The sequence below is a fragment of the Citricoccus muralis genome (genome assembly GCF_003386075.1).
Taxonomy (GTDB): Bacteria; Actinomycetota; Actinomycetes; order Actinomycetales; family Micrococcaceae; genus Citricoccus; species Citricoccus muralis.
This window is the reverse complement of sequence record NZ_QREH01000001.1, coordinates 3,099,998-3,123,436: the sequence shown is the minus strand read 5'-3', so window position 1 is coordinate 3,123,436 and position 23,439 is coordinate 3,099,998. Positions and strand designations below refer to the sequence as shown.

Annotated in this window: 20 protein-coding genes; 5 read left to right on the top strand and 15 right to left on the bottom strand. The window is 68.6% G+C overall.

Annotation, left to right across the window (positions count from 1 at the left end):
* Window positions 1-53: 53 nt before the first annotated feature.
* The 11 genes from C8E99_RS13955 to C8E99_RS13895 all read right to left on the bottom strand — a co-directional run bounded on the left by C8E99_RS13955 (window position 54) and on the right by C8E99_RS13895 (window position 12,541).
* On the bottom strand, window positions 54-761 hold the full coding sequence (locus C8E99_RS13955; RefSeq protein WP_115932804.1) for a MarR family winged helix-turn-helix transcriptional regulator: 708 nt from the start codon (window positions 759-761) through the stop codon (window positions 54-56).
* On the bottom strand, window positions 758-1,648 hold the full coding sequence (locus C8E99_RS13950) for an enoyl-CoA hydratase/isomerase family protein (RefSeq protein ID WP_211309059.1): 891 nt from the start codon (window positions 1,646-1,648) through the stop codon (window positions 758-760). The genes C8E99_RS13955 and C8E99_RS13950 overlap by 4 nt, the downstream gene beginning before the upstream one ends.
* Window positions 1,645-2,925, bottom strand: a complete 1,281-nt coding sequence (locus tag C8E99_RS13945; RefSeq protein ID WP_115932802.1) for a CaiB/BaiF CoA transferase family protein — start codon at window positions 2,923-2,925, stop codon at window positions 1,645-1,647. Before C8E99_RS13945 ends, C8E99_RS13950 begins: the two co-directional genes overlap by 4 nt.
* Before the next feature lie 2 nt (window positions 2,926-2,927).
* Window positions 2,928-4,430, bottom strand: coding sequence for an aldehyde dehydrogenase family protein (locus C8E99_RS13940; protein WP_115932801.1), 1,503 nt, complete (start codon window positions 4,428-4,430; stop codon window positions 2,928-2,930).
* A gap of 21 nt (window positions 4,431-4,451) precedes the next feature.
* The gene (locus tag C8E99_RS13935; protein ID WP_115932800.1) at window positions 4,452-5,252 is read right to left on the bottom strand and encodes an enoyl-CoA hydratase; all 801 of its coding nucleotides are present in this window, start codon (window positions 5,250-5,252) and stop codon (window positions 4,452-4,454) included.
* A 31-nt stretch (window positions 5,253-5,283) separates the two neighbouring features.
* A complete protein-coding gene (gene mmsB, locus C8E99_RS13930; protein ID WP_115932799.1) occupies window positions 5,284-6,294 on the bottom strand; it encodes a 3-hydroxyisobutyrate dehydrogenase in 1,011 nt (336 codons plus the stop codon).
* A gap of 25 nt (window positions 6,295-6,319) precedes the next feature.
* On the bottom strand, window positions 6,320-7,387 hold the full coding sequence (locus C8E99_RS13925) for an enoyl-CoA hydratase/isomerase family protein (RefSeq protein WP_115932798.1): 1,068 nt from the start codon (window positions 7,385-7,387) through the stop codon (window positions 6,320-6,322).
* Window positions 7,388-7,397: 10 nt separating this feature from the next.
* A complete protein-coding gene (locus C8E99_RS13920) occupies window positions 7,398-8,534 on the bottom strand; it encodes an acyl-CoA dehydrogenase family protein (RefSeq protein WP_115932797.1) in 1,137 nt (378 codons plus the stop codon).
* Window positions 8,535-8,587: 53 nt separating this feature from the next.
* Window positions 8,588-10,582: a cytochrome b/b6 domain-containing protein gene (locus C8E99_RS16275; protein WP_245952358.1), complete on the bottom strand. Its 1,995-nt coding sequence runs from the start codon at window positions 10,580-10,582 to the stop codon at window positions 8,588-8,590.
* A gap of 122 nt (window positions 10,583-10,704) precedes the next feature.
* Window positions 10,705-11,694: an electron transfer flavoprotein subunit alpha/FixB family protein gene (locus C8E99_RS13900; RefSeq protein WP_115932794.1), complete on the bottom strand. Its 990-nt coding sequence runs from the start codon at window positions 11,692-11,694 to the stop codon at window positions 10,705-10,707.
* Between the two features lie 64 nt (window positions 11,695-11,758).
* Window positions 11,759-12,541 carry an electron transfer flavoprotein subunit beta/FixA family protein gene (locus tag C8E99_RS13895; protein WP_115932793.1) on the bottom strand — a complete coding sequence of 261 codons (783 nt, stop codon included), beginning with the start codon at window positions 12,539-12,541 and terminating at the stop codon, window positions 11,759-11,761.
* Window positions 12,542-12,770: 229 nt separating this feature from the next.
* Between C8E99_RS13895 and C8E99_RS13890 the strand changes: the two genes are divergently transcribed.
* Together C8E99_RS13890 and C8E99_RS13885 are read left to right on the top strand one after the other, a co-directional pair.
* Window positions 12,771-13,286, top strand: coding sequence for a thioesterase family protein (locus C8E99_RS13890; protein ID WP_115932792.1), 516 nt, complete (start codon window positions 12,771-12,773; stop codon window positions 13,284-13,286).
* A 121-nt stretch (window positions 13,287-13,407) separates the two neighbouring features.
* A complete protein-coding gene (locus tag C8E99_RS13885; RefSeq protein WP_115932791.1) occupies window positions 13,408-15,150 on the top strand; it encodes an AMP-binding protein in 1,743 nt (580 codons plus the stop codon).
* 66 nt (window positions 15,151-15,216) lie between these two features.
* Here C8E99_RS13885 and C8E99_RS13880 read toward each other — a convergent pair whose 3' ends face one another.
* Genes C8E99_RS13880 through C8E99_RS13865 form a run of 4 tightly spaced genes read right to left on the bottom strand, consistent with a single transcriptional unit; the run spans window position 15,217 to window position 20,199 of the window.
* Complete coding sequence (locus C8E99_RS13880; RefSeq protein ID WP_115932790.1) at window positions 15,217-16,041, bottom strand: HpcH/HpaI aldolase/citrate lyase family protein; 825 nt, start codon at window positions 16,039-16,041, stop codon at window positions 15,217-15,219.
* A complete protein-coding gene (locus tag C8E99_RS13875) occupies window positions 16,038-16,490 on the bottom strand; it encodes a MaoC family dehydratase (RefSeq protein WP_425452931.1) in 453 nt (150 codons plus the stop codon). Before C8E99_RS13875 ends, C8E99_RS13880 begins: the two co-directional genes overlap by 4 nt.
* Window positions 16,491-16,531: 41 nt before the next feature.
* Entirely contained in the window at window positions 16,532-18,610 is a 2,079-nt protein-coding gene (locus tag C8E99_RS13870; protein ID WP_170144675.1) for an acetyl-CoA carboxylase biotin carboxylase subunit, read from the bottom strand.
* A 5-nt stretch (window positions 18,611-18,615) separates the two neighbouring features.
* Complete coding sequence (locus C8E99_RS13865; RefSeq protein ID WP_115932788.1) at window positions 18,616-20,199, bottom strand: carboxyl transferase domain-containing protein; 1,584 nt, start codon at window positions 20,197-20,199, stop codon at window positions 18,616-18,618.
* 114 nt (window positions 20,200-20,313) lie between these two features.
* Here C8E99_RS13865 and C8E99_RS13860 point away from each other — a divergent pair, with 114 nt between their 5' ends.
* The 3 genes from C8E99_RS13860 (at window position 20,314) to aceA (ending at window position 23,427) form a co-directional block, all read left to right on the top strand.
* Window positions 20,314-20,934 carry a TetR/AcrR family transcriptional regulator gene (locus C8E99_RS13860; RefSeq protein ID WP_115932787.1) on the top strand — a complete coding sequence of 207 codons (621 nt, stop codon included), beginning with the start codon at window positions 20,314-20,316 and terminating at the stop codon, window positions 20,932-20,934.
* Between the two features lie 93 nt (window positions 20,935-21,027).
* A complete protein-coding gene (locus C8E99_RS15945; RefSeq protein WP_170144618.1) occupies window positions 21,028-21,849 on the top strand; it encodes an NUDIX hydrolase in 822 nt (273 codons plus the stop codon).
* 273 nt (window positions 21,850-22,122) lie between these two features.
* Window positions 22,123-23,427 (top strand): isocitrate lyase, encoded by a 1,305-nt coding sequence (aceA, locus tag C8E99_RS13850; protein ID WP_115932786.1) that lies wholly within the window; start codon window positions 22,123-22,125, stop codon window positions 23,425-23,427.
* The last annotated feature ends 12 nt before the right edge of the window (window positions 23,428-23,439 follow it).

Genomic DNA, 23,439 nt, shown 5'->3' with positions numbered 1-23,439 from the left:
TTCAGAAAACAAATCAGGGGCGTGTCCTTGAACCCAGAGGACGGCAGGATGCCCTATCCTCTCGGCAACCTGCGCCGCTTGGGGCGTACTGGTGTGGCCGCGGCATCCCCGGGGGCAGGACCCTCCGCACCAGCTGGTCCGGCTGGCGTCCTTTTCTCCTCCCTGGCGCCTGCCCCGGTGGCTCCGAAGACGGGGACACCGGCTGGGTCACCGTCGCTGAGTCGGCTGCCAGCCGAACCGCCCGCCAAGGGACTCGGCTCGGAGAAGTCCCCGGCGGCATAGCGAAACGTCCCGAGGATGCGGTTGAGGTCGGTCAGCACCCCCGCGGGCAGACCGAGGTCGGTGAAGACCTCGCGGTTGAGCTCCCGGGCCGCCTGCAGTGCCAGGTCACGGCCCTGTGGAGTGATGGCGATGAGATTCGCCCGGCCGTCCGTGGGATGCGGCCGCCGCTCCACGAGACCGGCCTGCCCCAAGCGCTCCACGGTGTTGGTGACCGAGGTGGGATGGACCTGGAGCCGGCTCGAGGCTTTGGCCAGCGGCATCGCCCCCGTCCGGGAGAATCCCAGCAGGGTCAGCATCTCAAAGCGGGCGAACGTCAGGTCCAGGGGGCGCAGCACAGCATCGATCCGGGCCATGAGGATCTGCTGCACACGGAACAGGGAGGTCACCGCGGCCATGGCGTCGGCGGACTCCCCCCACCCGTGGCCCGCCCAGTTCTGGTGGGCCTGCGCCACGGGGTCGTGCTGGAGCGGAGGCGTCACGGCGCGGGATCTCCCGTCCCGATCGACGGCCGGGCGTGCCTCTGGACGTCTCGCCCGCCGTTCCAGGTGAACTCGGGGGTCCGCTTGGCCAGGAAGGCACCGACCCCCGCCTCGGCGTCCCCGGCGGTCGCCATCAGTTGCTGCCAATGCTCGTTGGCCCGCGCGAGTTCGGCCCCGCCGTGCTCCCCGTCGCCCGCTGAGTCAATGGTGTCCACGATGTCCTTCATGGCCTGGATGGACAGCTGGGAGCGGGACGCGAGCCGCTCGGCGAATGCGTCCACCTCGTCCCAGAAGGACTCGGCGGGGTGCACCGCCTGGACCAGGCCCAGCACGCGGGCCCGTTCGGCGTCCACGAAGTCCCCGCTGAACAGCAGGTATTTGGCGGTGGCCGGCCCGGCGATGCGCACGAGCCGCTCGATCCCTGCGGTCGGGTACACGATGCCGATCTTGGCCGGGGTGATCCCGAAGGTCGCCGACGAGGAGGTCAGCCGGATGTCGCAGGCCGCCGCGATCTGCCAGGCGCCGCCCAGGCAGTAGCCCTGGACTGCGGCGATGGTGGGCTTGTGCAGTCCGGCCAGGGCCGCCTCGCCGGCGGCCACGGCACCGCCGTCATGCCGCCCGGAGTCCTCGTCCCGCAGGATCGCCCGCAGATCGGAGATGTCCGCCCCGGCGGAGAAGTCCGCGCCGGCCCCGCGGACGACGACGGCCCGCACCGATGCGTCATCGGCCAGTCTGGCGCAGGCCGGCTCCAGAGCCCGCCACATGGCCTCCGTCATGGTGTTGCGCCGCCCCGGGTTGGACAGGGTCACGGTGGCGATGGCCCCCTGCTGCGAGATCTCCACCGTCCCGCCGGGCACGGTGGTCCCGGGTGCCGTCCCCGCGCTCACGGCCGACTGCCCGCCGGCAGGTGTGCCTGCACGATGCCCGCCTCGACGAGGCCGGCGATCTGGCCCTCGTCCAGGCCCAGGTTCTCGAGTACGGACCGGGTGTCCTCACCGAGGGCCGGCGGCGCCTTGCGCACGCCAGTGGCGGTGCCGTTGATGCTCAGCGGGCCGCGCAGCAGCGGCAGTGCCGTACCGTCCAGCCTCCTCACGGTCTGCACCATGTCCAAGGCCTGCACCTGGGGATCATCGAAGGCCTGCTCATAGGTGTAGATCGGCCCCGTGGGGATGCCCGCGGCACGGAAGGCCTCGATCCATTCCAGTCCGGGCCGGTGCACCAGCTTCTGTTCGATCAGCTCGGTCAGTTCGGCGCGGTGCTCCGAGCGGTCACGCCCCACGGCGAAGCGCGGATCGTCCTCGAGCTCTGGGGCGCCGATGATCGCGCAGAACTTGACCCAATGGGCCTGGTTGCCCACCGCGATGATCGCCGGGATGTCCGCCGTCTGGAACACCCCGTAAGGGGAGAGCACCGGGTGGTTGTTGCCCTGCGGCACCGGAACCGCGCCGGTGGACAGGTAGTTCTGACCCTGGAAAGCCGAGACGGCCAGCCCGGCCTCCAACAGCGAGGTCCCCACCTCGTGGCCGTGACCGCCGTTGCCGGCGCGGCCGGCCAACGAGGCGCAGATCCCCACGGCGGTGAAGACGCCCGCGTAGAGGTCCATCACCGGCACCCCCACCCGCGTGGGGGACTTCGCGTCCGGTCCGGTCACGGACATCAGTCCGGACATCCCCTGGGCCACCTGGTCCAGCCCGGCGGCCTGGGCCAGCGGGCCGGTGGTCCCGAAGCCAGAGACCGAGGCGATGACGAGCGCAGGATTCGCCTCGCGCAGTGCCTCCGGATCCAGCCCCATGGTGGCCAGCACGCCGGGTCGGAAGTTCTCCACCAGCACGTCCGCGGACACCGCGAGGTCCCACAGCAGCTTCCGGCCGGCCTCCGTGTAGAAGTCCACCGCGATCGACCGCTTGTTCCGGTTCGTGGAGTCGAAGTAGAGCGAGTGCTCGTCCTCGAACGGCGGCCAGGAGCGGGTGGAGTCCCCGCCCTTGGCGGACTCCACCTTGATGACGTCCGCCCCCAGGTCGCCCAGCAGCGCCGTGCAGTACGGCCCTGCCAGTGCCCGGGACAGGTCCATCACGGTGAACCCGGCCAGCGGCAGCCCCGCGCCGGCCGCGGCGGGTGCCGCGCCGCCGTCGGGCACGGTATTGTCCGCAATCTTGTCCGCCATGCTCAACCCCGCAGCTTGACGTTGATCTGCTTGATCTGGGTGAAGCCCTCGAGCATGCCCTCCAGCGAGGCCTCTCGGCCCATGCCGGACTGCTTGTACCCGCCGTAGGACTGGCCCACCACCTGGCCGCCGCCCTGGTTGACCTGCACCCAGCCGGACTCGATCCGATGCGCGGTGTTCAGGGCGTTGTCCAGGTCATGGGTCCAGACGTAGGCGGCCAACCCGTAGTGGGACTCGTTGGCCATCTGGATGACCTCGTCCACGTCCTTCCACTTGATCGCGACGAGGACGGGTCCGAAGATCTCCTCCTGGGCCAGCCGGAAGTCGTTCCGCGCCCCGCCGAAGATGGTCGGCACGTGGTAGAAGCCCTCGGTCAGCGGGCCTTCGGTGGGCGCGGAGCCACCGAGCACGGTGGTCAGGTCCGGGTGGTTCCGGCCGTCCTCGAGGAAGCCAGAGATCTGGTCGAACTGGGACTGGTTGATGACCGCGCCCATGTCCGTGGCCTCGTCCAGCGGGTCGCCGACAACCATCGCCCCCAGGCGTCCGGCGAGCTTCTCCAGCATCTCGTCATAGATGTCCTCGTGCAGGAACAACCGGGACCCGGCGGTACAGGACTGGCCCTGCCGGGCGAAGCGCGAGGAGAGCATCAACCCGTCCAGGATGCCCTCGTCCTCGACCGCGTCCGGGAACACGATGGACGGGTTCTTGCCGCCCAGCTCCAGGGACAGGTGCGCCAGCCGCTCGGAGGCCTGCGCGGCCACCCCGCGGCCCACCTCGGTGGAGCCCGTGAAGGAGACCTTGTCCACGCCCGGGTGGGTGGACAGTGCGTTGCCGATGACGGAGCCGCGCCCGGTCAGGGAGTTCACGACGCCGGCCGGCACGTGCCGCTGGCAGACCTGGGCCAGGTACTGGATGGTCAGGGGCGCGTCATCCGCGGCCTTGAGGATGACCGTGTTCCCGGCCGCCAGGGCGGCCGGGACCTTGAAGGCGGCGATCATCAGCGGGGAGTTCCACGGCAGGATGCAGGCGACCACGCCCAGCGGCTCCCGGCGGGTGTACTGCAGCTGCTGGTCCCCCGCCGGCAGGGTGACGCCCTTGGCCTCCCCGGCCACACCGGCGAAGTAACGGAACAGGGACACCAGGGTGGTGACCTCGGGACGGGCCTGGGAGCGCAGGGCGTTGCCGGTGTCCAGGGCCGTGAGCTGGGCGAACTTCTCGGCCTCGGCCTCGATGTCGTCCGCGATGGCCAGCAGCGCCTTCGCCCGGCCCGTGAAGTGCGCACTGCGCCAGTCCGGGAAGGCCCGACGCGCGGCGGCCACCGCGCGGTCCACATCCTCGACCCCGGCGGCCGGCACCCGGCCGATGACCTCACCGCGCCGGGCCGGGTTGCGCACGTCCCGCCATTCGCCGGTCGAGGCCTCAGTGGCGCGCCCGTCAATCCACAGCAATTGCTCGACGCCGGCCAGGATGCCTGCCGCTCGATCGTCCAGGATGATCTCAGTCATGGTGTTCCTCTTTCTCGAAACTCAGCGGTGGGTGAAGGTCGCCTGGCGCTTGTCCACGAACGCGGCCATGCCTTCCTTCTGATCCTCGGTGGCGAAGCAGGCGTGATTCATCCGGCGCTCGTAGAGCAGCCCCTCACTCAGACTGGACTCGTAGGAGCGGTTGACGGACTCCTTGGCGATCATCGCGATGGGCTTGGACATTCCCGCGATAGTCGCGGCCAGCTCAGCGGCCTCGGAGGCCAGCGCGGCCACGGGGACCACGCGGGCCACGAGCCCGGAACGCTCGGCCTCGTCGGCCCCCATGGTCCGCCCGGTCAGGACCATCTCCATGGCCTTGGACTTGCCGATGGCCCGGGTGAGCCGCTGGGAGCCGCCCATGCCCGGGATGATGCCGAGCTTGATCTCCGGCTGGCCGAACTTCGCGTTGTCCGCGGCGATGATGATGTCCGCGATCATCGCCAACTCGCAGCCGCCGCCCAGCGCGTGGCCGGCCACGGCCGAGATGACCGGGGTGCGCACCGCGGCGAGCCGGTCCCAGGCTCCGAAGAGATCCGCCGCGTAGACATCGGCGAAGGTACGGGTGGCCATCTCCTTGATGTCCGCCCCGGCAGCGAAGGCCTTCTCGGAGCCGGTGATGATGATGGCGCCGATCTCGGGATCCGCGTCGAAGCCCTCGGCGGCCCGGAGCAGCTCGTCGGTGAGCTGCAGGTTGAGGGCATTCAGGGCCTTCGGCCGGTTCAGCGTGATGGTGGCGACGCGTCCGGAGATGCTGGTCAGGATGGTTTCGTAGGTGCTGTCTGCGGTGCTGTTGTCAGAGGTCATGGTGTTCCTTGTTCTTCTCTGGTCTAGGGTCTCAGGCGGCGGAGGTGGACTTCTCGCGGATCAGCTCGATGATCCCCGAGAAGTCCTTGGTGCCACCCTCACCTTCGGCGAAGGCCACATACATTTCCTCGGCCAGCAGGCCCATGCGGCCTTCGATACCGGTCGACTCGATGGCGCTCTTGGCCAGCCCGAGGTCCTTGGCCATCAAGGCGCCGGCGAATCCAGGCTTGAAGTCGCGATTGGCCGGGGAGGTCGGCACGGGTCCGGGAACCGGGCAATTGGTGGTCAGCGCCCAGCACTGGCCGGTGGCGTTGGAGGCCACGTCGAACAGGGCCTCGTTGCTCAGGCCCAGCTTCTCCCCCAGCACGAAGGCCTCGGACACGGCGATCATGGAGGCTCCGAGGATCATGTTGTTGCAGACCTTGGCGGCCAGGCCGTTGCCGGCGGGGCCACAGTGCACGATCCTCTTGCCGACCACCTCGAGCACGGGCATGGCCTCGGCGACGTCTGCCGCGTCACCCCCGACCATCATCGCCAGCGTGCCCGCCTCGGCCCCGACCGTGCCGCCGGACACCGGGGCGTCCAGCACCCGGTGCCCGGCCGCCGTCGTGAGTTCGCGGACCGTCACCGAGTCTTCCACCGCGATGGTGGAGCAGTCCATGAACAGGGTGTTGGGAGCCGCTGCGGCCAGCAGGCCATCAACCGGGTCCCGGCCGTCGGCGCCGTCGGAGCCTTTCAGGGCACCCACCACATGACGGCCGGCCGGCAGCATGGTGATGACGAGGCTTCGCGGCGTGCTTGCCGCGCTACGTACGGCTTCGGCACCGGAGGATGCGATCTCGACGCCGGCCGCCTGGGCCTTCTCCAGGGCCTCGGGGACCAGGTCGAATCCGATGACCCGGTAGCCCGCGGCCGCCAGGTTGTGAGCCATCGGGCCGCCCATGTTCCCCAGGCCGATGAAGGCGATGGTCGGCAACCCGGCCGGGCCTCCGGCTGCGTCGGCTCCGGGGGAGGTGACGGTGGCTGCGGTGTTCTCGGTCATGTCAGGTTCTCCTGGAGTTGAATGGTCAGTTGCGGGACCCGGAGGTCACGGGGTCAAAGGCTGAGAAGACGGAGTCCGCCGGGACGCCCTCAAGGGTGGACGGGTCCCACTGCGGATTGCGGTCCTTGTCCACGAGCTGGGCACGGATGCCCTCGCGCATATCGTGACCGCGCAGCAGGTGGTGGCCCACGGTGGCGTCCTGCGCCAACACCTCGTGCACGGTGGACATCTGAGCGGCCCGGCGGATGAGTTCCAGGGTGATCTTCACGGAGGTCGGCGACTTGGCCAGGATCGCGGATGCGGCCTCGGTCGCCGCCGGGTCGCCATGGGCCTGGAGTGTGGCGACGATCCCCTCGGCCGTGTCCTGCGCGTAGGCGGACTCGATCCAGTCGCGCTGCTGCATCAGCGGGGATTCGGGCACCGCAGCACCCGTGGCGGCGACCGCGGCGATGGCCTCCTCCGCGCCGGTGGTCTCCAGCGCGGTGGCCAGCTGCTCCAGCTGGGAGGACTCCACGTAGTGGTCGGCGAAGCCGAGGGCCAGCGCGTCGGCACCGGTCACGTGCGTGGAGGTCAGACCCATGTGGTGACCGAAGCCGGAGGGAGCGCGCGAGAGCAGCCAGGCCCCGCCGACGTCAGGAAAGAAGCCGATGCCGGTCTCCGGCATCCCCAGACGGGTGCGCTCGGTGACGATGCGGTGCGAGCCGTGCGCGGAGACACCGACGCCACCGCCCAGGACGATGCCGTCCATGAAGGCCACATAGGGCTTGGGATACTCGGCGATGAGGGAGTTCATGGCGTACTCGTCCGCGAAGAACACGTCGCCGTCCTCTGGGCGCCCCTGGATGATGGAGCGATAGACGGAGACGATGTCACCGCCGGCGCACAGCCCTTTCTCCCCCGCGCCGGAGATGAGGACGGTGGCGACGGACGCATCATCCTTCCAGGTCTCCAGGGTGGCCTTGATGGTCTTCACCATGCCGTGGGTGAGAGAGTTCAGCGCCTTCGGGCGGTTGAGGATCAGATGGCCCAGTCGCCCGGCGCGGCGGACGATGACCTCGGGCTGTGTTTCAGGTGTGGGCGTATCGGTGCTCATGGGTGTCCTTTCAGCCGTCGACGAGCATGCGGCCGACGATCAGTCGCATGATCTCGTTGGATCCCTCGAGGATCTGATGGACGCGGAGGTCGCGGGCGATCTTCTCCACTCCGTACTCGTGCAGGTAGCCGTAGCCGCCGTGGAGTTGGAGGGACGTGTTGGCGGCCTCGAAGCCGGCGTCTGTGGCGACCTTCTTGGCCATGGCGCAGAGGCGGACAGTATCCGGATCCTCGCGGTCCAGGGCATCTGCCGCACGCATCAACAAAGTGCGTGCCGCCTCGAGATTCATGTCCATCTCGGCCAGATCGAAGACGAGGGACTGCTTGGTGGTCAGCGGAGCCCCAAAGGCGGTGCGTTCCTTAAGGTAGGCGGTGGCCTTCTCCAGGGACGCCTGTCCGCCGCCCAAAGAGCAGGCTCCGATGTTGATGCGGCCGCCGTTGAGCCCCTTCATAGCGATGTGGAAGCCGTCGCCCTCTTCGCCGAGACGGTTGGCGACCGGGACGCGAGCGTCCTCGAAGATCACCTGGCGCGTGGGCTGGGTGTTCCACCCCATCTTCTTCTCGTTCGGACCGAAGGAGAGCCCCGGGGTGTCCTGGTGGACCACGAGGGTGGAAATGCCCTTGGATCCGGTGTCCGCCGTCCGGCACATCACCACGTAGTACTCGGAGGCGCCGGCGCCGGAGATGAACTGCTTGACTCCGTTGAGGACGTAGTCGTCCCCGTCCCGGACGGCGCGGGTGGCCAAGGACGCCGCATCGGAGCCGGCGCCAGGTTCGGTGAGGCAGTAGCTTCCCAACTGCTTCATGGTGACCAGTTCCGGGACCCATCTCGCCCGCTGCTCGTCCGTGCCGAAGGAGTCGATCATCCACACCACCATGTTGTGGATGGAGATGTACGCGGCCAGGGCGGGGTCGGCTTTGGACAGCTCCTCGAAGATGAGGACGGCGTCCTTGCGTTCCAGACCGGCACCGCCGTGGGCCTCATCCACGTAGATACCACCGAGGCCCAACTCACCCGCCTCAGCCAGGACGTCGACCGGGAAGTGCTTCTCGGCGTCCCACTCCAGGGCGTGCGGGGCGATGCGCTCGGTGGCGAAGTCGCGGACGGCGTCCACGAGTGCCTGCTGGTCTTCGGTGATGCGAAGCATGCTGTCCGTCCTTTGTGCGTGGCCACGCCCGGATCGCGGGTTGGCTGCGGGAGTTACTTGGAGACCTTGCCCATGCGGGCGGCGATGGGAGTGGTGAACATCGGCTTGGTCAGGAACCAGGCCGCGGCGATGACCACGAGGGAGACCAGGAAGATCACCAGGCCCCACCAGTCCACGACGTCGCGGGAGGTGTACATGTGGTTCAGGTTGGCCAGGGCCCCGGTGAAGAACACCAGGAACACGTGCACGATGATGAAGCCCACGAAGTAGAGCATCACCGGGAAGTGGGTGGCCCGGGCCCATTCGACCGGGTAGATCTTGTTGAGCTTCTCGGCGTTGTCCGGCCACCAGGTGGAGAACCGGATGCCGGAGAGGATCGCCAGTGGGGCGGCGATGAACACGGTGAACCCGTAGGCGACTGTCTGCAGGGCGTTGTAGTGCACCCAGCCGTTCTCGGTGGGCCAGTCCAGGGAGGCGTATTGGATGGCTCCGGAGAGCATGTTCGGAAACACGTCCCAGTCCGTGGGCACGATCCGCATCCAGTGGCCCGTGACGAACAGCAGGATGATGAAGACCAGCCCGTTGAGGACCCAGAGCACGTCCAGGGACTGGTGCAGCCACTGGGTCAGAGACACCTTCTTGGGAGTATTGCCCTTCGGGGAGAAGAACGAGCCCTTCTTGGCCGTCCAGTACCCGGGGGGTTTGCGCTCGTTGCGGACCTGCAGGCCGGTGCGGATGATCAGCACGATCAGGAACATGTTGAAGAAATGCTGCCAGCCCATCCACCAGGGCATACCCTCCGGGGCCGCCTCCAGCTGGGTGGAATGACCGTCATACGTGGCGATGAACTCCTGCACCCCCTCCAGGGTCCGTAGCCAGCGGGCACCCAGAACCACGGCGACGGCCACGATCACCAGGCCGCCGATGATCAGGGCCGGCTTCACCCACGGGCGGGCTGCCTTCTTCCGAGTCGCCGCACCGGCCGGTCCCGGGGTCCCCGCCCTGCCCGACGACGGCCGGGTGACCGAGGCGGTCGGAGCGGCGGCCCCAGTGGTGGCGGTGCTGGAGGCGGCGGGGGCAGTGGTGGAGGCTGCGGGGGCAGCGGACGCCGCCGTGGGCGTCGCGGAGCCCGCCGAGGCGGTGGCAGCCGCAGTGGAAGCCGCCCTCCCGGAGGCCGGGGCGCCACCCATGCGGGTCTTGGCTGGAGCCGGGGCCCCGCCCATCCGCTTCTTCGGGGGCGCTGCCTCTCCGGTCCCGGTGGCCGGGGCTTCAGGCGCCGGTGCTGACGGGGTGGTGGCCTGAGCCGCTGGAGCACTGCCCATGCGGCGTTTCGGTGCACCAGCGGACGGAGCTGCCGGCGCGGTTGATATTGTCCGCGCGGTCGATGCAGCCGGGGTGGCCGGGGACGCCGTCGGTTCACCAGCGGCAGGCTGGGTGGCTGAGGTTTCCTGGCCGGTCGGTGATGCGTCCTGATCGATGGGCGCGGTGGGCGCGGCGGCTGCAGCCGGAGCCGGGGCGCTGCCCATCCGGCGCTTTCGCGTCGGTGTGGACGAGGCTGGGGCGGACTGCATCGAGTCGGCCGGACTGGATCCGGGAGTATCGCCCTTCTGGTCGGACGGTTCAACCATGGAGGAAGGCTCCACCGTGGAGGAGGGCTCGGCCGCCGTGGTAGCCGGAGCCGCAGCGGCAGGTGCCGGGACCGGCGTCGTGGGCTGACCGGTGGGCGGCAGGGCCGCCGGGGCGCCGCCCATGCGGCGCTTCCGGGCGGGGGCGTCCATCACGGCCGGCTCGGGCGTCTGCTCCGGCCGGTTAGCCGGGGCCGCGGAGGCCGGTTCCGCCTGCTCAGCCGAGGTCGGGGTCTGGGCCGCGGAGACCTGTTCCGGCTGCTCTGGCACCGGTGTCTCAGGGGCCGTGGCCTCGGGCGCAGACACGGCCGGTGCTGGGGCCTCGTGTTCGGCGGCCGGCGCCGCGGGCTGCGCTGCCGGCGGTGTGTAGCCGGCCATCCGGCGCCGTGCCGGAGACTGTCCCGGGTTCTGCTCGCTGCTCATGGTGGTATTCAGTCCTTCTGAGGGGATCATCACGGTGCGCCCGATGCGCCGGGAGGATGAGGCCGGTCCGGCCAGCGCCGCCCGCAGGCCGTGGTGCTCTGCGGGCGTCGGGCCGGCGAGGATCAGTTGCGGCGCTTGCCGATCTCCTCGATCAGTTGCGGGACCACGGTGAACACGTCGCCGACGATCCCGAAGTCCGCGACCTCGAAGATGGGGGCGTCCTCGTCCTTGTTGATCGCGATGATCGTCTTGGAGGTCTGCATTCCGGCCCGGTGCTGGATGGCCCCGGAGATCCCCAAGGCCACATACAGTTGCGGGGTCACCGTCACACCGGTCTGACCGACCTGGTAGGACTGCGGGACGTAGCCGGCATCGACCGCGGCGCGGGAGGCACCCACCGCCGCGCCGAGCACATCGGCCAGGTCCTCGACCACGGAGAAAGCCTCCTTTGAGCCCACCCCACGGCCACCGGAGACCACGGCCTTGGCCCCCCGCAGCGCCGGGCGGTCCGAGGACGCCGGAGCCTCATGGGCCGCATCGATCACGGCGCCCTTCGCGGCCTGCGTGGACACCGCCGCCGTCGTCACCTCCGGGGAGGCCACGGCCTCGGCACGGGCCTCGATCGAGCCGGGGCGCACGGTGGCGATGAACAGGCCGCCCTCGATGGTGGACTCGGTGGTGAAGTCCCCACCGAACACCGCGTGGGAAGCGATGACCTCCTGGCCCTCCTCGTCGTAGGCGATACCGACGACATCGCTGGCCACGGACCCGCCGGCCACGATCGCCAGCCGACCGGCCACCGCCTTGGAGTCATTCGTGGCCGAGGCCAGGACGACGGGCGCCGAGAACGCCTGCACCGCATCAGCCAGGGCACCCACGGCGGCGGACCCCAACTCGGTGTTAGCGGACTCCGACTCCGCCAAGTACACGTGGGCCGCGCCCAGGGCTCCCAGCTCGGCAGCCAGATTCCCGGACTGCCCCGGGGCGGTCACCGCCACCGCCACCGGGGTACCCAGACCGGCAGCGGCCCCCAGCAGGCCCGCCGCCGTGGACTTCGGGGTCCCTTCGGCGGTGGTCTCGATCAGGACCAGTACATTTCCAACGTTCGCCATGTGTGTGCTTCCTTCAGCTCAAAAGTCTCGTGCGGTTCTCAGATCAGATCAGGGCTCGCCGGGCTCAGATGAGCCGGTTCGTGGCCAGGAACTCGGCCAGCTGTGCCGCCGCCGTGCCATCATCGGCGACCTTCGGGCCGGCTTCCTTCGGCGGGCGGGCGGCGGCGGAGACCATCACCGAGCGGACGGAGGCGGCCTCCGGGCCGGCCTGGATGCCCAGGTCCGTCAGTGACCAGTTCTCCATCGGCTTCTTCTTGGCCGCCATAATTCCCTTGAAGTTCGGGAACCTGGGCTCGGCCGTCTTCTCCGTCACCGAGACCACCGCCGGGTAACCGGAAGACACCTGCAGCGCACCGCCGTCGACGACGGCCTCACCCGAAACCTTGTCCGCGGCGATCTGGATCTCGTCCAGGCCCGGCAGCACCGGCAACCCCAGCACCTCGGCGACCATGGCCGGGATCATCCCGCCCCGGCCATCGGTGGCCTCGTTGCCCGCCACCACCAGATCGACACCGCCGACCTTCTCGATCGCGGCGGCCAGCACCCGTGCGGTCTGCACCATGTCCGAACCAGCCAGGGCCGCATCGGAGATCAGGACGGCGGAGTCCGCGCCCATCGAGAGCAGCTTGCGCAGCGTCTTGGTGGCATCTTCCGGACCCATGGCCACCACCACGATCTCGGTGTCCTTGTTCTCGTCCTTGAACGCCAGCGCGTTCTCCAGCGCCCGCTCATTGATCTCGTCCGGCACCGGCTCGGACGCGGCACGGTCCAAAAGCCCTGACTCCAGGTCGATCTTCCGATCCGACCAGGTATCCGGAACCTGTTTCGCCAATACGACAACCTTCATGGAGCGCTCTCCTCGACACGGGGTGATATTCGATCTGCGGACCAAGATACTAGGGCTTCCTAGTAATTACTAGGTCTTCCAATCGATTGAGTTTGAAGGCAAGATCGGTAGTTCGACGAAGAGTGGTCACTGCACTCTGCGGAAAGCCGCCCGGACCAGCCCGGATCGGCCTGATCAACCTTCAGTCACGAAGCATCCAGTCGCTCGCATCTACGCCGAGGAGTTCTTCATGGCCGTTGTCAATGCCGTTCCGAGCGCTGAGGAAGTCCTCCACGTCCCGGTGTCCTGGACAGACCAAGTCCACCAGGACTGGATCGACAGGAATGGGCACATGAACATCCGTCACTATCTGGACCTCGGCGGCTTGTCGACGGACCAGATCGTCCGCGAGCTGGGCATCGATGACGAGTATCGCGCGGACCGCCGCATGGGGGTCTTCACGGCAGAGCAGCACCTGACCTATCTGCAGGAAATGCACCTCGGCACGCCCATCACCGCCCATGTTCGGATCCTGGAACGCAGCTCCAAGGTCTGTCACCTCGTCGCGCTGATCATGGATCGCGAGAAGGACCTGCTCGCCTGCATCTTCGAGACCGTCCTGGTGCACGTCGACTTGGACAGCCGTCGCGGCGTGGAGTTTCCCGGCGACGTAGCTTCAGCCTATGACCGCCTCCTCGCCGCTGATCAGGCCAACTACTCCTGGCCGGCCCCGGTCTGCGGCATCATGGGCCCCCGCGCCCGGTAGCGACGCGGCATCACGACAGGCCGCCCACACGGCTCAATCTCTGGCAGGATTCGAATGTGGGAGGCGTCACCACATCAGTAGCCTGGCGTCACACATCATCCCGTGACTGAGAGAGGTCCCCATGACGCAGTCCGCCGCCGACACCTTCCGGCAGGCCCGCGACCAGCTACTGGCGTGCCGCACCGATCCGGACCAGGCCCATGCAACCTTCACCTGGCCGCAGTTCGAGCACTTCAACTTCGCGGCCGACTGGATCGAGGACATTGCCTCAGGATCCCGCGCCGATCAGCCGGCCGTGGTGATCGTCGAGGAGGACGGCACTTCGGAACGGCGCAGCTACCGGGATCTCTCTGAGCGCTCTCATCAGGTCGCCGCATGGCTCACGACCCTCGGCGTCCAGCGGGGGGATCGAGTCATCGTGATGCTGGGCAACCAGATCGAACTGTGGGAAGTCATGCTGGCCTGCTTCCGCCTGGGAGCCCCGGTGATCCCGACGACCGTGATGCTCGGAGCGTCCGACCTGGCGGACCGCATCGGGCGGGGTGAGGCCTCCTGGGTGGTCACCACCGGCGCCGAGACACCCAAGTTCGACGAGGTCCCGGGCGAGTTCCAGATCATCCAGATCGGTGAGCGCACCGACGGCTCATCCACGCGGTGCTCGGTTCATGACTGGGCCGATTCCTTCAACGCCCCCGCACGGTTCCACCTCAGCCAGCCCACGGCCGCTGATGAAACGCTGCTGCTCTACTTCACCTCCGGCACCACGTCGAAGGCCAAGCTCGTGGAGCACACCCACACGTCCTACCCGGTCGGCCACCTGTCCACGATGTACTGGATCGGACTCGAACCCGGCGACGTGCACCTCAACGTGGCCTCCCCCGGGTGGGCCAAGCATGCCTGGTCCAACTTCTTCGCACCCTTCATCGCCGAGGCCACCGTGTTCCTCTACAACTACGGACGGTTCGACGCCTCGGCCCTCATGAGTCAGATGGAGAAGGAAGGCGTCACCAGCTTCTGCGCGCCGCCCACCGTCTGGCGGATGCTGATCCAGGCCGACCTCACCCAGCTCAAGACCCCTCCCACCAAGGTCGTGGCGGCTGGAGAGCCGCTGAACCCCGAGGTCATCGCACAAGTTGAGAAGGCCTGGGGAACCCAGATCCGCGACGGGTTCGGCCAGACAGAGTCCACCCTGCAGGTCGCCAACACCCCAGGACAGCCCGTCCGGCCGGGCGCCATGGGACGGCCACTGCCCGGCTACGATGTCGTCCTCATCGACCCGGATACAGGTGACGAGGCGTCCGATACCGGAGAACTATGCCTCCGGCTAGACCCGCGGCCGGTCGGGTTGACTGTCGGATACTGGGGAGACCCGGAGCGGACGGCCGAGGCTTTCCGCGACGGCGTCTACCACACGGGCGACATCGTCAGCCGAGACATAGACGGGATCATCACCTACGTAGGCCGCAATGACGACGTCTTCAAGGCCTCCGACTACCGCCTCTCCCCCTTCGAGCTCGAGTCAGCGGTCATCGAGCACCCGGCGGTGGCCGAGGTAGCTGTGGTGCCCTCCCCAGATCCACTGCGGCTAGCGGTGCCCAAGGCCTACGTCCGCTTGGCGGAGGGCTGGGAGCCAAACGAGGAGACTGCCCGAGCCATCCTCCAGCATTGCCGGGAGCACCTCGCTCCGTACAAGCGCATCCGCCGCCTCGAGTTCCATGATCTGCCCAAGACCATCTCCGGAAAGATCCGCCGCGTGGAACTGCGACGGCGAGAAGAAGAGGTCCATCCCGACGGCGGCGCAGCGCCAGCCATGGCTGTTCACGGCTCTGCGGCAATCGAGTACACCGACGCCCTGCTGCGCTGACCCTGCACGGAGACCCGTGCCCCAGCGGGGGGGGTCCGGGCCTACGTCACATCCGCGTCTCGGGGTTCACCCCATAATTCGACGCGCCTGCCGCAGGATCGGTTCGTCCACCATCCGCCCGCGGAACCGGAAGACCCCCGGCTGCACCTTGGACTCGGCCAGCACGGCCCGGGCCCACTCAGATTCCTCGGCACTCGGAGCGTAGGCCATGCTGATCACGGCGGCCTGCGACGGGTGGATGCAGGCGGTCGCGGCAAAGCCGGACGCCACCGCATCCTCGGCCTCCACCTGCAGCCCAACTAGGTCGGCGATGTCCATGAACACCGTGTCCATGGCCACCTTCCCGGCGGCATTGGCGGCTACCAGCACCCGGGACCGGGCATAGCGGGCCACCTCGCGGTACTGGCCGGCGCGCGGTCCGTCTGCGAAGCGGCTGGATTTGCCGGCCATGCTCGCCACCAGGTCCTCGGCCCCCCACATCAGCGCGACGACGGCCGGGTGCCGGGCGATCTCAAACGCCCGTTCCACTCCGGCGGCCGTCTCGCAGAGCGCGATGACGGAGTAACCGGCCTCCTGCAGGTGGTCCAGCTGAGCAGGATCCTCAACCTTGGCAACCAACAGCACTCGATACGGCCCGCCGGCCAGAGCGACGAGGTCCAACTCATGCTCTCGGGCCGTCTCGCCGCCGACGGGGTTGACCCGCACGATGGTCGTCGCCGGATCCAAGGATGACTCGACCACATGCTCCCGAGCCGCAGCCTTGTCCGCCGGCGCGACCGCGTCCTCCAGATCGAGGATCACCGCGTCAGCTGCGGCGGCCGCCTTGGCGTACCGCTCGGGCCGGTCGGCCGGGCAGAAGAGTATGGACGGTCCGAACGAGAAACCGCTCATGCCACACCCTCGGCCGCGAGCGCCTCCGGGGAGACCTGCATCAGCGTGGATCGCTTCGCCACGGCCACCACCACCCCGTCCTGGTTGCGGGCCGTGTGCTCGAATTCCACGATCCCCTGGTGAGGACGGGACCGCGAGCGCCGCTTCCCGAGGATCAAAGTCTCGGCGTACAGCGTGTCCCCGTGCCGCATGGGCGCCGGGAACGTCACCTCGCTGAAGCCGAGGTTGGCCACGATGGTCCCCTGGGTCAGCTGCGCCACGGACAGTCCGACCAGCGTGGAGAGGGTGAACATGCTGTTGACCAGCGGCTCGCCGAACTCGGTGTCCGCGGACCACGCCGCATCCAGGTGCAGGGACTGGGTGTTCATGGTCTGGGTGGTGAACAGGACGTTGTCCGCCTCGGTCACCGTGCGGCCGGGGCTGTGGACGTAGACGGCTCCCTCCTCCATCTCATCGAAGTACAGTCCCCGCTGGACGATGCGCTTCTCACTCACGCGACGCTCCCTTCCTTCTCCGGGCTTTCCGGGTTCTCCGTGTGCGCACTGCTCACGTCAGACCCGTCCCCGCCGTCGGTCCCCTCAGTGGCCTCCGGGGTGATCACCGCGAGCACCTGGCCCCGGGAGACGGCGTCCCCCACGGCGGCGTTCAGGGCCACCGTGCCGGCCACCGTGGAGCGGATGACGTGTTCCATCTTCATGGCCTCGACCACGAGCACCGGATCCCCCTCGACCACGGTGGTACCGTCCTCGACCGAGGTCACCAGGACGGTCCCCGGCATCGGGGAGGTCAGGGTCGGAGTGGACTCCGCCTCACCGTGGACACTGTGGTCTGCGCGCACCCGGCGGATGTCGAACAGCGCCCCTCGGCGGGTGAGCTGAACCCCCTCGGGTCCGACGACGGCCGTGAAGCTGCGCCCGACGCCGCCGATCGTGACGGCGACCTCCTGCCCCCGGCGCGTGACGAGTGCGGGCAGCGTTGCGGTCCGGCCGGCGTCGGGCTTGGTGTCCGCCGCGGAGACCACGGCGGGGGCGTCCACGGTGCCGGACAGCAGCACCGTGTGGGTGGTGCCGTCCGCGGCGACCAGCGGGAACCGGCGGGGGGCCGACTCGCCCAGGCGCCAGCCGTCACGGCGGCGCCACGGGTCGGCCGAGGAGCCCCGTGCGGCGTCCATCAGCAGGGCCGCCTCCCGGAACTCGCGCTCCCCCGGCGTCGCGAACTCCAGGCCATTGAACTCGCGGGCGATCAGCCCCGTGTCCAGGTTTCCGTCCACCACGTCCGGCAGCTCCAGCAGGGCGCGCAGGAACTCGACGTTGGTGGTGAACCCGACGACCGCGGTGTCCTCCAGGGCGGCGACCATCCGCCGCCGGGCCTCCTCACGGTCCCGCCCCCAGGTGATGACCTTCGCGAGCATCGGGTCGTAGTCAACGGAGACCAACAGGCCGTCCTCGAGGGAGGTATCCACACGGACGCCCTCACCCTCGGGGTGCCGGACGTGTTCCACCAGCCCCCCGGTGGGCAAGAAGCCGGCTGCGGGATCCTCGGCGTAGATGCGGGTCTCGATGGAGTGGCCGTCCAGGACGATGTCGTCCTGCTCCAGCTCCAGCGTCTCGCCGGCGGCCACACGCAGCTGCTGTTCCACCAGATCGACCCCGGTGACCTCCTCGGTGACCGGGTGCTCCACCTGCAGGCGGGTGTTCATCTCCATGAAGAAGAACTCGTCCGGAGCGTCCGCCGGAACGATGAACTCGACCGTGCCGGCGCCGCGGTAGCCCACGGAGCGCGCCGTCTCACAGGCGGCCTCGCCGATCCGGGCCCGAGTGGCCTCATCCAGCAGGGGGGATGGTGCCTCCTCAATCACCTTCTGGTGGCGGCGCTGCAGCGAGCACTCACGTTCGCCGAGGTGGATCACGTTGCCGTGGGCGTCGGCGAGGATCTGCACCTCGATGTGCCGCGGCGTCAGGACGTAGCGCTCGAGGAACAGGGTGTCGTCTCCGAAGCTCGCGGCGGCCTCACGCCGGGCGGCCTCCAGGGAGCCGGCCAGCTGCTCTGCGGACTCCACCACGTGCATGCCCTTGCCGCCGCCCCCGGCGGAGGGCTTGATCAGCAGCGGGTATCCGATGCCCCCGGCCGCCGCGGCCAGTTCCTCGTTCGTCATACCCGGCTTCGCGATGCCGGGCACGGTGGGGACCCCGCGGGCTTCCACGGCGTTCTTGGCCGTGATCTTGTCCCCCATCACCCGGATCGACTCGGCCGACGGGCCGATGAAGACGATGCCAGCGTCATCGCAGGCCTGGGCGAAGCCGGCGTTCTCAGCCAGGAAACCGTAGCCGGGATGGATCGCTTCGGCCCCAGTCGAGCGGGCGGCGGCCAGGACCGCGTCGATGTCCAGGTAGGACTGGGCCGCGGGGGCCGGGCCCAGCCGCACGGCTGCGTCGGCCAGGCGGACGTGGCGGGCTCCGGCGTCGGCGTCCGAGTACACCGCCACCGAACGGATGCCCATCGAGCGCAGGGTGCGGATCACGCGGCAGGCGATTTCGCCGCGGTTGGCGATGAGGACAGTTCTGAACATCACGATCACATCCTGAAGACGCCGAAGGACGACGTATGGCCGGCGGGGGTCTGGGCGGTGCTGTCGGAGGGCGCCCGCATGACGACATCCAGGGCCAGGCCCAGGACGTCGCGGGTCTGGGCCGGCTCGATGATGCCGTCGTCCCAGAGCCGGGCGGTGGAGTAGTACGGGCTGCCCTGGCGTTCGTACTGTTCGCGCGTGGGCGTCTCGAAGTCGGCCTGCTCCTCGGCACTCCAGGTACCGCCGTCGGCCTCGATCTGATCGCGGCGCACGGTGGACAGCACGGAGGCGGCCTGCGGGCCGCCCATCACGGAGACCCTCGCGTTCGGCCACAGCCAGAGGAAACGCGGGGAGTACGCGCGGCCGCACATCGAGTAGGTGCCGGCCCCGAAGGAGCCCCCGACGACGACGGTCAGCTTGGGCACGGAGGCCGTGGCCACCGCGTTGACCATCTTCGCGCCGTGCTTGGCGATGCCACCGGACTCGTATTCGCGGCCCACCATGAACCCGTTGATGTTCTGCAGGAACAGCAGGGGGATCTTGCGTTGCTCGCACAGTTCGATGAAGTGGGCGCCTTTGAGGGCGGACTCGGCGAATAGGACCCCGTTGTTGGCGAGGATGCCCACGCGGTGGCCATGGATTCGGGCGAAGCCGGTGACCAGGGTGGTGCCGTACTCGGCCTTGAATTCGTGGAAGCTGTCCGCGTCGATGGTGCGGGCGATGATCTCCCGGGCGTCATAGGGGATGGTGAGGGAAACGGGGACCACATCGGTGAGGGTCTCCGGCGCCTGCTCGGGCTCCACCACGGCCGCCGGGACGTAGGGAAGCGCCGGAGTGTCCGGGAGGGTGGCGACGATGTCCCGGACGATCTGCAAAGCGTGCTCATCGTTCTCCGCGAGGTGGTCTGTGACGCCGGAGACCTTGGAGTGCACCTCGCCGCCACCCAGGTCTTCGGCCGTGACGATCTCGCCGGTGGCGGCCTTCACCAGCGGCGGTCCCCCGAGGAAGATGGTGCCCTGGTTCCGCACGATCACGGTCTCATCGCTCATGGCCGGGACATAGGCCCCGCCAGCGGTGGAGGAGCCCATGACGGCGGCAATCTGGGGGATGCCATCCCGGGACATCCTTGCCTGGTTGTAGAAGATGCGGCCGAAGTGGTCCCGGTCCGGGAAGACTTCGTCCTGCATCGGCAGGAAGGCACCCCCGGAGTCGACGAGGTAGATGCAGGGCAGCCGGTTCTCAGCCGCAATCTCCTGGGCGCGCAGGTGCTTCTTCACGGTGATGGGGTAGTAGGTCCCGCCCTTCACTGTGGCGTCATTGGCCACGATCATCACCTGGCGGCCCTCGACGAGCCCGATGCCGGCCACCACCCCGGCTGCCGGAGCGTCTCCGCCGTACAGCTCGAAGCCGGCCAGCGGTGCCACCTCAAGGAAGGGGCTTCCCTCATCCAACAGGGTATCCACGCGGTCCCTGGCCAGCATCTTGCCGCGTTCCGTGTGCTTGAGGCGGGATCGCTCCGGGCCGCCGAGGGCGGCGGTGGCCCGCCGCTCACGCAGTTCGGCAATCAGGTCTGGGTATGTTGTCGACATCGACAGCGCCGTCCTTTGGGTTAGCAATCAGTAACTAAAAACAGGTTATCGGTCAGTAACCGAAATTGTCTATGCTTGCTTCAGTAGTCAGCAGAGAGACCGGGACGGAGCACGATGACGGCAACGTGGCGAGCGACCCAGAAGGCCAATCGACGCACGGCGCTGATGGAATCAGCGGCACGGCTCTTCGCCGAGCGCGGCTTCGCCGCAGTCTCAACCACGGACCTGGGCGAGGCCGTGGGCATGAGCGGCCCCGCGCTCTACAAGCACTTCGCGAGCAAGGATGCCCTGCTGGCCGAGATCCTCGTGGACGCCTCGGAGCGGCTCCTGGCGGGATGCCGCGCCATCCTGGCGGAGGCCGGGCCCGAGAGCTCGACGGCAGACCCGGCCCAGACCCTGGAACGACTGGTCCGCTTCCACCTGGAGTTCGCCACCACGGACCCGGATGTCATCCGCATCCAGGACCGCGAGCTGCCTTCCCTCATCCCCGAGGACAACCAGGCCGTGCGCCGGCTGCAGCGTGAGTACGTCCAGCTCTGGGACGGAGTGCTTGCCTCGCTGCGCCCCGAGCTCGACGACGGCGAGCGCCAGGTCCGCCTTTTGGGCACCTTCGGCCTGCTGAACTCCACGCCCCACAGCGCCGACTCGGCGCCACTCCGCACCCCCGGGGCCGCGGACGGCCAGCGCGCCGGGGATATCCTGGCCGGCATGGCCCTTCGCTCCCTGATCGGATAGGAACGCCGCCACCGGCCAGCGGCATCGCCAACCGGACCGGCGCCGAATTCGACACCGGCACACCATTTCCCTCGACCGCAACGGAGCATCGGCATGATCTCTCCCCCTGTCCAGCCCGTCCCGCAGGCGGCCACCGTCCTGCTGCTCCGCGAGGGGCCGGCCGGACACGCGCCGGAGATCTTCACCATCACCCGCTCCACCGCCCTGGACTTCAGCGCCGGGGTCTCGGCCTTTCCGGGCGGACGCATCGATGACACGGACGACCTGGACCCGGCCCTCTGGGACGGTACGGACCTGCACGCCTGGGGGCGGCTGCTGGGGCTGGAACCGGACGGGGCCGGGAAGGTGCTGGCCGGCGTCGTGCGGGAGACCTTCGAGGAGACCGGCATCCTGCTGGCCCGGCACCGGGACGGCACCCCGGTGGACCCCGAGCTGCTGACGAACCTGCCGACCGACACCCGCGAGCGCGTCGAACGGCTCGAGCTGGACTTCGGCGGCCTCCTGTCCGAGCACGGACTGCGGCCCGACGTCCACGGCCTGCGACCCCTCTCCCGGTGGATCACCCCCGAGGGCCCGCCGCGACGGTACGACACGTACTTCTTCGCCGCAGCCCTGCCGGACGGTCAACGGCCGGGAACGCTGTCCTTTGAGGGCATCGCCAGCCGGTGGACGACGGCGGCCGAGGCCCTGGCCGACTTCCAGGCCGGCCGGCACCGGCTGATGCCGCCGACCTGGGCACAGTTCCGGGCACTGCTCCCGGCCCGATCGGTGGCCGAGGCCCTAGCCCCCGCAGGGACATTCGAAGCGGTCCAGCCCACCGTCGTCGCCGGATCACCCCGCCAGGTCATCGGATTCGCCGATGCGGAGACGTATGCCCTGGAGCTGGCCACAGGATGGCCGCCGACCGGGGAATGACTCCGGCCGTCAATGGTCAAGAAGATCCTCGATTTTCGATTGGCTGGCCAGGCTCCCTACCTCATGGCATTTCAAGCGTCAAAGAACGAACTTTCTGACCAAAGCTACAAATGATGGCTATTTTCTCTGGGATTCCCACCGAAATCACCATCGGAGCGTCAAGACTGGATCTCAACGAAGCGATACACATCACTTCGAGATCCCAGATCAGCACCATCACGGTGGGCGCGGTGACCAGTCAGGACGCCGCGCAGACCCCCGAAGGAGACTGCCATGACCGAGCAGAACACCCAGCACACCCCGGCCAGCGCCGAGCAGATCCAGCACGACTGGGACCACAACTCCCGCTGGGCCACCACTGAGCGTACCTACACCGCCGAAGACGTCGTCAAGCTCCGCGGCCGCGTCCAGGAGGAGCACACGCTGGCCCGCCGCGGCTCGGAGAAGCTGTGGGAGCAGCTGACCAGTGAGCACGCCGAGGGTTCCTACACCAACGCCCTGGGCGCCCTCACCGGCAACCAGGCCGTCCAGCAGGTCAAGGCCGGGCTGCGCGCCATCTACCTCTCCGGCTGGCAGGTCGCCGCCGACGCCAACCTCTCCGGCCACACCTACCCGGACCAGTCCCTGTACCCGGCCAACTCGGTCCCGCAGGTCGTCCGCCGCATCAACAACGCGCTGATGCGCGCCGACCAGATCGAGTTCGCCGAGGGAGTCCAGACTGTGGACGACTACCTGGTCCCGATCGTCGCCGATGCCGAGGCCGGCTTCGGCGGTCCGCTGAACGCCTATGAGCTGATGAAGTCCATGATCTCCTCGGGCGCCTCCGGCGTGCACTGGGAGGACCAGCTGGCCTCCGAGAAGAAGTGCGGCCACTTGGGCGGCAAGGTCCTCATCCCGACCGGCCAGCACATCCGCACGCTGAACGCCGCGCGCCTCGCGGCCGACGTCGCCGATGTCCCCTCCGTGGTCATCGCCCGCACCGATGCCGAGGCCGCCACCCTGATCACCTCCGATGTGGACGAGCGCGATTCTGACTTCATCACGGGCGAGCGCACCGCCGAGGGCTTCTACAAGGTCCGCAACGGGATCGAGCCCTGCATCGCCCGCGCCAAGGCCTATGCCCCGTACTCCGACCTCATCTGGATGGAGACCGGCACCCCGGACCTGGAGCTGGCCAAGCAGTTCGCCGAGGCCGTCAAGTCCGAGTTCCCGGACCAGATGCTCTCCTACAACTGCTCGCCGTCCTTCAACTGGAGGAAGAACCTGGACGATGCCACCATCGCCAAGTTCCAGCGCGAACTCGGCGCCATGGGCTACACCTTCCAGTTCATCACCCTGGCCGGCTTCCACGCCCTGAACCACTCCATGTTCGACCTGGCCAAGGGCTACCAGGAGCGCCAGATGTCCGCCTACGTGGAGCTCCAGGAGCGCGAGTTCGCCGACGAGGCCCGCGGCTACACCGCCACCAAGCACCAGCGCGAGGTCGGCACCGGCTACTTCGATGCCATCTCCACCGCCCTCAACCCGGACGCCTCCACCCTGGCCCTCAGCGGGTCCACGGAGGCCGGCCAGTTCTGATCCCACCGGATC

Bases quoted from the DNA above. Each gene is read 5' to 3' on its own strand.
- aceA (WP_115932786.1), top strand. From the start codon at position 22,123: ATGACCGAGCAGAACACCCAGCACACCCCGGCCAGCGCCGAGCAGATC.
- C8E99_RS15945 (WP_170144618.1), top strand. From the start codon at position 21,028: ATGATCTCTCCCCCTGTCCAGCCCGTCCCGCAGGCGGCCACCGTCCTG.
- C8E99_RS13870 (WP_170144675.1), bottom strand. From the start codon at position 18,610: ATGTTCAGAACTGTCCTCATCGCCAACCGCGGCGAAATCGCCTGCCGC.
- C8E99_RS13925 (WP_115932798.1), bottom strand. From the start codon at position 7,387: ATGAGCACCGATACGCCCACACCTGAAACACAGCCCGAGGTCATCGTC.
- C8E99_RS13920 (WP_115932797.1), bottom strand. From the start codon at position 8,534: ATGCTTCGCATCACCGAAGACCAGCAGGCACTCGTGGACGCCGTCCGC.
- C8E99_RS13945 (WP_115932802.1), bottom strand. From the start codon at position 2,925: ATGGCGGACAAGATTGCGGACAATACCGTGCCCGACGGCGGCGCGGCA.
- C8E99_RS13885 (WP_115932791.1), top strand. From the start codon at position 13,408: ATGACGCAGTCCGCCGCCGACACCTTCCGGCAGGCCCGCGACCAGCTA.
- C8E99_RS13860 (WP_115932787.1), top strand. From the start codon at position 20,314: ATGACGGCAACGTGGCGAGCGACCCAGAAGGCCAATCGACGCACGGCG.
- C8E99_RS13900 (WP_115932794.1), bottom strand. From the start codon at position 11,694: ATGGCGAACGTTGGAAATGTACTGGTCCTGATCGAGACCACCGCCGAA.
- C8E99_RS13865 (WP_115932788.1), bottom strand. From the start codon at position 20,199: ATGTCGACAACATACCCAGACCTGATTGCCGAACTGCGTGAGCGGCGG.
- C8E99_RS13940 (WP_115932801.1), bottom strand. From the start codon at position 4,430: ATGACTGAGATCATCCTGGACGATCGAGCGGCAGGCATCCTGGCCGGC.
- C8E99_RS13880 (WP_115932790.1), bottom strand. From the start codon at position 16,041: ATGAGCGGTTTCTCGTTCGGACCGTCCATACTCTTCTGCCCGGCCGAC.
- C8E99_RS13935 (WP_115932800.1), bottom strand. From the start codon at position 5,252: ATGACCTCTGACAACAGCACCGCAGACAGCACCTACGAAACCATCCTG.
- C8E99_RS13875 (WP_425452931.1), bottom strand. From the start codon at position 16,490: ATGGAGGAGGGAGCCGTCTACGTCCACAGCCCCGGCCGCACGGTGACC.
- C8E99_RS13890 (WP_115932792.1), top strand. From the start codon at position 12,771: ATGGCCGTTGTCAATGCCGTTCCGAGCGCTGAGGAAGTCCTCCACGTC.
- mmsB (WP_115932799.1), bottom strand. From the start codon at position 6,294: ATGACCGAGAACACCGCAGCCACCGTCACCTCCCCCGGAGCCGACGCA.
- C8E99_RS16275 (WP_245952358.1), bottom strand. From the start codon at position 10,582: ATGAGCAGCGAGCAGAACCCGGGACAGTCTCCGGCACGGCGCCGGATG.
- C8E99_RS13895 (WP_115932793.1), bottom strand. From the start codon at position 12,541: ATGAAGGTTGTCGTATTGGCGAAACAGGTTCCGGATACCTGGTCGGAT.